Annotated in this window: 5 protein-coding genes; 4 read left to right on the forward strand and 1 reads right to left on the reverse strand. The window is 71.5% G+C overall.

Annotation, left to right across the window (positions count from 1 at the left end):
• Positions 1-105 precede the first annotated feature (105 nt).
• The 3 genes from tesB (at position 106) to A7A76_RS18765 (ending at position 3,660) form a co-directional block, all read left to right on the forward strand.
• Entirely contained in the window at positions 106-1,005 is a 900-nt protein-coding gene (gene tesB / locus A7A76_RS18755) for an acyl-CoA thioesterase II (RefSeq protein WP_206412632.1), read from the forward strand.
• Position 1,006: 1 nt separating this feature from the next.
• The gene (locus A7A76_RS18760; RefSeq protein ID WP_206412633.1) at positions 1,007-1,855 is read left to right on the forward strand and encodes a hypothetical protein; all 849 of its coding nucleotides are present in this window, start codon (positions 1,007-1,009) and stop codon (positions 1,853-1,855) included.
• Positions 1,856-2,400: 545 nt separating this feature from the next.
• Positions 2,401-3,660: an RNA polymerase sigma factor gene (locus A7A76_RS18765; RefSeq protein ID WP_206412634.1), complete on the forward strand. Its 1,260-nt coding sequence runs from the start codon at positions 2,401-2,403 to the stop codon at positions 3,658-3,660.
• Positions 3,661-3,785: 125 nt separating this feature from the next.
• Here A7A76_RS18765 and A7A76_RS18770 read toward each other — a convergent pair whose 3' ends face one another.
• Positions 3,786-4,439, reverse strand: coding sequence for an EF-hand domain-containing protein (locus tag A7A76_RS18770; RefSeq protein ID WP_206412635.1), 654 nt, complete (start codon positions 4,437-4,439; stop codon positions 3,786-3,788).
• Positions 4,440-4,632: 193 nt separating this feature from the next.
• On the opposite strand from A7A76_RS18770, the gene A7A76_RS18775 reads away from it, so the two are divergent.
• Entirely contained in the window at positions 4,633-5,367 is a 735-nt protein-coding gene (locus A7A76_RS18775) for an arginyltransferase (protein ID WP_241201034.1), read from the forward strand.
• The last annotated feature ends 241 nt before the right edge of the window (positions 5,368-5,608 follow it).

Raw genomic sequence — 5,608 nt, forward strand, 5'->3', positions numbered from 1 at the left:
CGCCCGCCGCGCCTTGCCGCGCAAGCCCCGCCGCGCACCGCGCGCGCGCCCGGAGCGTGTCCGCCGTCCCGCTATACTCCCCGCGACTCCCCATCCGACCGTCCGATGACCTCCTCACCCGTCTCCGAACTGATCGAACTGCTGTCGCTGGAGCGGCTCGAAGACAACCTGTTCCGCGGCCAGAGCCGCGACATCGGCACCAAGTACGTGTTCGGCGGGCAGGTGCTCGGCCAGGCGCTGTCGGCGGCGCAGGCGACCCTGGATTCGGCGCGCGCGGCGCATTCGCTGCACGCCTATTTCCTCAAGGCCGGCGACATCGAAGCGCCGATCGTCTACCAGGCCGACCGCACCCGCGACGGCGGCAGCTTCTCGGTGCGCCGGGTCACCGCGATCCAGCACGGCCAGCCGATCTTCTTCCTCGCCGCCTCGTTCCAGGTCGAACAGGACGGCGGCGAGCACCAGCTGTCGATGCCGGAAGTGCCCAAGCCCGAGGACATCGCGCCGGCGCCGCCGGTGCCGCCGGAGGTGATGGCGTCGCTGCCGAACAAGGTCCAGCGCTGGCTGTCGCGGCAGGGGCCGTTCGAGTTCCGCCACGTGTATCCGCGCGACGAACTCAACCCGCCCAAGCGGCCGCCGTATCAGCAGGTGTGGTTCCGCCTGAGCGAGCGCGTCGGCGACGCGCCCGAGCTGCACCGCGCGCTGCTGGCCTACGCCTCGGATTTCCATCTGCTCGGCACCGCGACGTTTCCGCACGGCATCAGCTACTACCAGCCCAACGTGCAGATGGCCTCGCTGGATCACGCGCTGTGGTTCCATCGCCCGTTCCGCGCCGACGAGTGGCTGCTGTATTCGATCGACAGCCCCAGCGCGCAGGGCGCGCGCGGGCTGGCGCGCGGGCAGATCTACGACCGCGACGGCCGCCTGGTCGCCAGCACCGCGCAGGAAGGCCTGATCCGCGTGGTCGCCGACCCGGCCGCGGCCACCCACGTACCGGCGAAGGAATGAGATGAGGCAGGTCTTCAGCAGTTCGCGCCTGGAGAACGTCGAAGGCGTCGCCCAGTTGCTGCGCGAGGCCGGGATCGAGGTGCGGGTCACCAACGACCGTTCCTACAAGGGCAATCGCCGCTCCAGCTTCAGCTATCGCGAGGAAGCCGGCGAGCGGCCGACGGTGTGGGTGATCCGTTCGGAAGACCAGTTGCGCGCGCGCGACCTGTTGCGCGAGGCCGGCCTGATCGACAGCACCCGCAGCGAGCAGGCGCACCAGGCGCCGTACCGGTTCCGCTCCGACGCCGAGCTGGCGCGCCGCCCCGGCGACAAGCGCATGCTGCGGATCAAGGTCGGCCTGCTGGTGTGCATCGCGGTGGCGATGGGCTTGGCGCTGTTCCAGGGCCTGCGCCATCGCCCGGCGGCGAGCGCGCCGGTGGACCCGGCCGAAACCGCTTTGGCCGCGCGCGCCTACGACGGCAGCGTCGCGGCCACGCCGCGCGCGCTGGCGCAGGCGGTGTTCGCCGCGCAGCTGGCCGAAGCCGACCAGCCGACCCAGTGCCTGCGCCTGGACCGCGGCGACGCCCCGCGCGCGCTGCTGAGCGCGCTGGCGCGGCCGGGCCTGCGCCTGTTGCCGGCCAGCCAGTGCGAGGAAATCGCCGACGACAGCGGCAGCCGCGCGCGCGACGGCCAGCCGGCCGAGCTGATCGAACTGCGCGCGTTCCGGCCGACCTCGAAGGACGCCGGCACGATCGAATACAGCGCCTACTTCAACCGCTCGGTGGCGGTGTACAAGACCCTGGCGGTCGAGCGCGTCGACGGGACGTGGCGGGTGGTGAAGACGCTCAAGACCGTGCGCGCGATGGGGTGAGCGGCGGGAGTGGCGCCGGCGCTTGTCGGAGTCGATTTTTGTAGGTGCCGGCTCTTGTGTGGGAATCGGTTCTTGTAGGTGCCAGCTCTCGTGGGAGTTGGGTCTTGTTGGTGCAAGCTCTCAGAGGCGCTAGCTCTTAGAGGCGCCGAATCTTGAGAGGTGCCGAATCTTGAGAGGACCGGCTCTTGTGGGAGGGGCTTCAGCCCCGACGCTTTTGTATCAGCCGCCTTGCAGCTTCGAGCGGTCCGACAGGAAAGCGTCGGGGCTGAAGCCCCTCCCACAAGAGCCGCCGCCCCACAACAGCCGCCCTCCCGCAAGAAGCGCCTTCCACAAGAAGCGCCTCCCACAAGAAGCCGCATCTACAAGCCGCACCTGCAAGAGCGCCTGCCTCGGCCGGCCTTCTGCGCAGAGAAACCGCCGCCAAGCGGTCACATTTCCCGGCCACCGCCGTCTCGGACTGCAGGCATCGCCCGATGCCGCCGCAGCCAGGAACCCGACCGCATGCGCCACGCCGCCCACCGCATCCCCGCCGGACGCCGCCCGCGATGAACGCCGACGCCCTGCTCTCGCTGATCGGCCACGAGCTGCCGCTGGCCGCGCGCGGCGACCGCGCCGCCTATTCGCGCATCGTCGGCGCCTGCCAGAACTCGGTCACCGCCATCGCCCTGGCGATGGTGCGCGACGTCCACGCCAGCGAGGACATCGCCCAGGAAGCCTTCCTCAGCGCCTGGCAGAACATCCGCAAGCTGCACAACCCGGCCAGCCTCCTGCCGTGGCTGCGCCAGATCACCCGCAACCTCGCCCGCGACCACCTGCGCGGACGCGGGCGCCCGCCGCGCGAGGTCGAGGACGCGGACCTGGCGATCGAACTGGCCGCCGACCCCGGCCCCAACGCGATGGAGCGCCTGCTCGAAGCCGAGCGCAGCCGCGTCGCCGCCGAGCTGATCTCGGCGCTGCCCGACGAAAGCCGCGAAACGCTGTTGCTGTATTACCGCGAAGGCCAGAGCTCGCAGCAGGTCGCCGCCCTGCTCGGGCTCAGCGACGCGGCGGTGCGCAAGCGCCTGTCGCGCGCGCGCGGCGCGGTGCGCGAGGAACTGCTGCAACGCTTCGCCGTGTTCGCCCGCGCCAGCGCGCCGTCGGTCGGCTTCACCACGATGGTCGCCTCGGCGCTGGGCGTGCTGGCGCCGCCGTCGATCGCCACCGCCGCCGTGGCCGGCAGCGCGGCCGGTTCGGGCCTGGCCGGCAAGCTCGGCCTGGGCGCGTCCTCGGCCAGCGGCGGCGTCGCCGGCGGCGGGTTGATGGCCATGCTCGAACGCCTGCACGCGCCGCTCGCCGGCGACGGCGCGGCGCTCGCGCACGGCGCCCAGTTCGGACTGCAGCTCGGCGGCGTGATCGGCGGCATTCTCGGCGGCGCGGTCGGCACCTACGTCACCGGGCGGGTGCTGCTTCGCCATGCCCGCGACGCGCAGGAACGCCGGCGCGTGTACCGCCTGTTGATGGCGACGACGACGCTGGCCGCGCTGGTGTGCTTCGGACTGCTGGCGGTGCTGGCGATCACCTCCGGCTGGCTGGCGCCGCTGACGTTCGCGCTGCTGTCGATCGGCGCGATGACCTGGCAGCTGCTGCGCTGGATCCCGCGCGAAATCGATCCGATGATCGAACGCACCCGGCGCGAGACCGGCTACGACCTGCGCCGCACCCGCACCTATCGCTGGATGCTCAGCACCGAGGCGATCGTGTGGAGCAGCGTTTTCCTGCTCGCCACCATCGTCTGGGTGCTGCACCACGAAGGCCGCTTCGGCTGAGCGCGCGCCGATGCGATGCCGGCCGCGCGCGACGGATAAAACGCGATACATAAAAACAGGGCGCCTCGCGGCGCCCTGAACTACAGCCAGGGAGGGGTCGGTGGCCGCATCGCGGCCGCCGGGGTTCAGCGCCGCGGGTCGGGCTTGAGCTCGCTCTTGCTCAGGAAACCGTCGCGGTTCTCGTCGAGGAAGGCGAACTGCGAGGCCAGCCGCGGCATCTTTTCCTGCACCTCGATCTTGCTCAGCTTGCCGTCGTGGTTGAGGTCGGCTTCGGCGAACTTGGCGTCGAAGCGCTTGGCCCGCTCGGCCTCCCGCTTGGGCCGTTCGCGCTGCATGTAGGCGCGCAGTTCGCTGCGCACGATGTAGCCGTCCTTGTTGGCGTCGACCTGGGCGAAGTTCTGCGCCAGCCGCGGCGACCTGGCCGCCTCGGCCTGGCTGATTCGGCCATCGCCGTCGGTGTCGAGCCGGGCCGCGCCGCCCGCGCCGCCATGACGGCCGCCGTGCTCGCGTCCGCCGCGGCGCTGCGGGCGCTCGCTGGCGTCGAGCTTGCCGTCGTGGTTCTTGTCGAGCTCGTCGAAACGCTCGGCCAGGCGCGGGAACTTGGCGGCTTCCTCACGCGAGATCACGCCGTCGCCGTTGGCGTCGATCTTCGCGCGCGGACGCTGCTGCCCGCCGGCGCCGGAACCGGCGTCCTGCGGCGCGGCGAACACGGCGGTCGCCGCGCCGGCGAACATGGCGGCCGCGGTGATCGCGGCCAGGTAGAGGGGGAAACGGGTCATCGTCGACTCCTGCGTCAGGCGCCACCGCGGCGCCGATGACCGGATCAACGCCCGGGCCGCGTGGCGGTTGACAAGGGCCGCGCCGATCCGGGCCCGCCACCCGCACCGTTCAGCGCCGCACTCGCGCCGCGCGGCTGCGCAAACCGGGAGCCACTGCATGCGCAACTCACCGACCCGGCGCTATGCTGAGCGCATGGGCACGCAACCGCAGCCGGACAGCGACGACCTCCGCCTGTTCCACACCGGCGAGCACGCCTGCGGCTACTGGCCCGAACGCATCGCCCGCGACCTGGTCCTCGACCCGCGCGATCCGCGCCTGCGCGACTGGTATCCGCACGCGCTGGGCTGGGGCTTCCGCCGCTCCGGCGACATCGTCTACCGCCCGCATTGCAGCGGCTGCCGCGCCTGCGTGGCGGTGCGCATCCCGGTCGACCGCTTCGCGCCCGACCGCAGCCAGCGCCGCTGCCTGGCGCGCAACGCGCAGATGGAGATGCGCGTGCACCGCGCCGAGCGCACGCCCGAGCAACTGGCGCTGTACCGGCGCTATCTCGCCTCGCGCCACGCCGGCGGCGGCATGGACGGGCACGGCGCGATCGAGTTCGACCAGTTCCTGATCGGCAGCTGGAGCGAAAACCGCTTCCTCGAATTGCGCGAGGCCGGCCACGGCCGCCTGCTCGCGGTCGCGGTCACCGACGTGGTCGACGACGCGCTGTCGGCGGTCTACACCTTCTACGACCCCGAGCTCGCCGACCGCAGCCTGGGCACGCTGGCGATCCTGCGCCAGATCGAATGGGCGCGGCGCGAACGCCGCCGCCACCTCTACCTCGGCTACTGGATCGCCGGCCATCCGAAGATGGACTACAAGCGCCGATTCCGACCGTTGGAGGCATTCGATGGCCGCGATTGGCGGGTTTTTACACATTCGTAACACGCCTCTCGTTCAGGTCGTGTATCTCGTAGCCGCGTCGTGACCACGACGCGCGGGATGGCGCCACTCGCTGGCCTGGCAATGGAGCCGCCACCCTCATCACTTACCGCCACATGGAGTCCGCAATGAAATTGAAGGTCCTGTTCCTGGCCGCCGCCGTCACCCTGGCGCTGGCCGCGTGCAACAAGCCCGCCGACAAGCCGGCCGATGCCGCGCCGGCCGACGCCGCCGCTCCGGCCGC

This window comes from Lysobacter enzymogenes (assembly GCF_017168095.1).
GTDB lineage: Bacteria > Pseudomonadota > Gammaproteobacteria > Xanthomonadales > Xanthomonadaceae > Lysobacter > Lysobacter enzymogenes_D.